Below are 3,535 nucleotides of genomic sequence, written 5' to 3'. Positions count from 1 at the left end.
ACTTTATACCCTATATCTTGAGCAATATCATACGCTTCAATATGTTTAGCTAATGCTTCTTCATGTTTGCCAACATCTTGACTAGCTATTCCAGTGTTACCTAAAAATATAACTTGAGAAAAAAGATCCTTTTCATCTATAGCAATTGAAAGAGCTGTTTCCCAATATACTTTGGCCTTTTCAACATCTGAAAGAGCATATGCAAAATTACCAATTTTATCCAATCGCTGTATTTTCGCTTTTGAACTTAATTTTGGCTCATCCTGTTGATAATCATCAATCAGACGCTGAAGTTCATCATGTTTAGTAGATGGTGTACTAACGGCCGTATTTTTAAGCATATCACTTAACGTAATACTAAAAAGAGAAAACGACATCAAATCGGGGGCGTTTTGAGAAAATTCGAGGAAAAGCGGATGATTGACGATCACGAACAGCTTGATCTTGTTTCGCGAAATATAGTCACGGTTAAACTGCAAAGAGCGAACAGCATCTTCGGCACCATTGCCATCGAAAAGGTTGAGAATGAGATATTTAGACGGGTCTGTCGGGTTTTCGATATTGGCATAAAAAAAATCATAGGTAAACGCATCAAATCGGAGCGTTTTAGCCTCGGTAATCGCATTTAGATATTCGATTAAATCTTCGCAAAGTTCATTCGTATCGACCGCAATAAATGAGAGAAACGAACTCTCTTTTCGTATACGGACAGAGACTTTAAGCTCAGAAAATTCCACCCACTGCTTTGGCAGAATACGAGACTTAAGAGCATTTTTAGCCATCGGAGTCTTTACTATACACTTCAACCGTTTTTTGGATCAGGGGATTAACCTCATACCACGGTTCACCGTTGTGATAGCTAAACACTAATGTCTCTTTGATACAGTTGTTGAGCGATGTTTGATCCTCATCAGTCGGTTTGCTGAATTGTTTGTGCGTTTTATGGATTTGACTCAAAATATAGATTCGGTTTGCGGCTGACATCGCGAGATTGTTTTTTAAATTTTGAACAGCTTTCTCTATATGTTGAAATATGATATTTCCGCTACCGGAGACGATAGCAGTGATAGCGGCTTGATAGATGATATTGATAAGTTGTCGGATATTTCCGCCACTCATTTTAACGGCCTCTCTAATCGCATCCTCTGCAATGAGTCCAATATTAACACGGTGCAAGATAATATTTTTCAGTGCTTCAATATTTCGTTCAACTTCTCCATCTTCATGCTCATCTTCCAATGGGTTTTTCGTCACTCTCGTCGTTAGATTAAAAAGGTTCGGTTTGGAACTCGTCGAATAATCCCGTATCGCAAAAAGAGGAATTGTGATGATCTTCGGACATTCTAAAGACTCTAAAAGGGCGACATTGCTGAAAAAAATACTCTCAATGTCTTCAGCTTTTTTGATCTTTTCTAAATCATCTAGGATTAGAAAAAGAGACTTTTCACTTCTAAACATACTCTCTTCGTATCGATGGATGATAGTATTGATAAGTTCTTTTAGCTTTGTTTTGTCCACATACATAATTCGACGAATTTTTTCTCTATCATTTTTATTGATTTTGTATCCCGCAAAAAGCGATGCACCGAAAGAGAGACCGAAAAGCGATGGTTTAGCACTTACTTCGACTTTGCCACCCCGATTAAAATCTATGTCACTTGTAGATTCACTACTTTGTTCTAATTTTCCTAAATTTAGCTCTTTTAGGTCGTTTAGTTGAGTGAAATATTCTTCAACAAATCCCCCTTTTTCTGCTACTTTTAGACCGACAAATAGCAATAAATCGACAATATCGGTATCTTCTTCTTGAATCAAATCCATACATCCAATATTTAAAAAGCTATTTTTTTCTTCAAGTTTTTCGTTAGGAACGAATGCAAGGGCGGTACTTTTACCATTCCCCAATTGTCCACACACATAAAATGTTTTGGTGGGGATTCGATTAATTAAGATTTCGGTTCGAAGACGTTCAATTTTATCATCATAAATAGAGACATAAAAATCTCGCTCAGCAACGCTTAACGGTTTTTGTCCATCAAACGCTCGCGCAATTTCTTCTATATTTGTACATTTCTGCATGATTACCACCTCAAGAACAATTGTTCTAAATCTAAACACATAATTAAGTTTTCGATTATATCGCTATCTTTGTAGAATAATCATTAAAACCCATCCTATCGACTAAAATTGGTATAATACCTCTATGATAGAACTTGATAACCGAACCGACAAAACCTATAATTTCTCATTACTCGATCAAATCGCCCATGACTTAACTGATCAAGAAATTGAGCTGATCCTAACCGATAATAGCGAAATAGCCGAGATAAATCGAGAATTTCGCAACATCGATAAAGCGACCGATGTTCTTAGCTTTCCGAGCGATCCGTTCCCCGGTGCACCGATAGGAAGTATGGTAATCAGTGTTGATAAAGTCGCGAGTGTAGCGCACGAATTGGGGCACAGCGAAAATGATGAGATCGCCCTCTTATTCATTCACGGACTTCTTCATCTAAAAGGGTTTGATCACGAAATCGATAACGGTGAAATGCGTCAAAAAGAGGTCGAGCTGATTGAGAAGTTCAATCTCCCTAAAAGCTTGATAGTCCGAACACTGGGAGAATAGTCATTTTTTAATGTACCCCAAATCATCGAGCTTGTTGTAAATAGATGAAACGATTCCACCCGTTGCTTCTCCTCCATGTCCCCCATGTTCAACCATAACTGTTACAATAAACTGGGGATTATCGGCAGGACCATATGTTGTGAACCATGCATGTGAACGACTAAAATAATCCATCGAGTGTTCATTTTGACGCTGTTTTACATTTTGTGCGATTCCGGTAGTTTGTGCTGTACCGGTTTTTCCAGCAATAGGAAATCGAGTTGAAACAAACCCTTTTGCCGTTCCTCCTGGATCATTACAAACACTTTGCATGGCTTTTTGAATAATTGGCAACTTATCTTTTTCAACTTGGGTTAAAACATCCAGAGGATTGGGGGTATAGGGATTATCATTGATTATTTTGGCAACATGGGGAATTGGCAGTTTACCGGTTGCCATCAATGCTGTAAACTGTGCCATTTGCATTGGTGTAACCAAAAAATCCCCTTGACCTATAGCGGTATTCAAGGTTTCTCCCTGATACCATGGTTTATTAAATTTTTCTCGTTTCCATATTCGGCTGGGTACGGTACCGATAAATTCATTTGGTAAATCAATCCCTGTTTTTTTACCTAAACCCATACGTATTAGATTCGTACTCATTCGCTCGATTCCAACCTGTAAAGAACCTTTATAAAAATAGTCATCACAACTTTGTGTAATTGCTTTTGAAAGATCTGTAGTGCCATGTCCTGTAGGCTTCCAACATCGAAAAGCACGATTTCCAAGCTTCATTGAACCGCTACAATGAATACTACTGTGTTCATTTAACATTCCTGAAGTGACATATATGAGTCCCATACCAGTTTTAATTGTAGAACCTGGGGGATAGAGTCCATTAATCATTTTATTTGTAAATGGGGCATCTAC

General features: G+C 37.9%; 4 protein-coding genes. 1 reads left to right on the top strand and 3 read right to left on the bottom strand.

What is annotated here, in order from left to right; translation table 11 throughout:
• Both WA010_RS01865 and WA010_RS01860 read right to left on the bottom strand, forming a co-directional pair.
• On the bottom strand, positions 1-782 hold a 782-nt coding region (locus WA010_RS01865; RefSeq protein ID WP_422555478.1), incomplete at its 3' end, for a tetratricopeptide repeat protein.
• The gene (locus WA010_RS01860; protein WP_422555477.1) at positions 775-2,079 is read right to left on the bottom strand and encodes a hypothetical protein; all 1,305 of its coding nucleotides are present in this window, start codon (positions 2,077-2,079) and stop codon (positions 775-777) included. The genes WA010_RS01865 and WA010_RS01860, both read right to left, overlap by 8 nt.
• A gap of 124 nt (positions 2,080-2,203) precedes the next feature.
• Here WA010_RS01860 and ybeY point away from each other — a divergent pair, with 124 nt between their 5' ends.
• The gene (gene ybeY / locus WA010_RS01855) at positions 2,204-2,626 is read left to right on the top strand and encodes an rRNA maturation RNase YbeY (protein WP_422555476.1); all 423 of its coding nucleotides are present in this window, start codon (positions 2,204-2,206) and stop codon (positions 2,624-2,626) included.
• On the opposite strand, the gene WA010_RS01850 is transcribed toward ybeY, so the two are convergent.
• Positions 2,627-3,535 (bottom strand): penicillin-binding transpeptidase domain-containing protein (locus tag WA010_RS01850; protein ID WP_422555475.1); only part of this gene is annotated, 909 nt, incomplete at its 5' end.

This window comes from Sulfuricurvum sp. (assembly GCF_049305995.1).
In the GTDB taxonomy this organism is placed as follows: Bacteria; Campylobacterota; Campylobacteria; order Campylobacterales; family Sulfurimonadaceae; genus Sulfuricurvum.
Note: the sequence above shows the minus strand (reverse complement) of the source record. Positions and strands in the feature narration are given on the sequence as shown.

What these genes read in the sequence shown, in the direction of transcription:
- WA010_RS01860 (WP_422555477.1), bottom strand. Translation starts at nt 2,079, where the DNA reads ATGCAGAAATGTACAAATATAGAAGAAATTGCGCGAGCGTTTGATGGA.
- ybeY (WP_422555476.1), top strand. Translation starts at nt 2,204, where the DNA reads ATGATAGAACTTGATAACCGAACCGACAAAACCTATAATTTCTCATTA.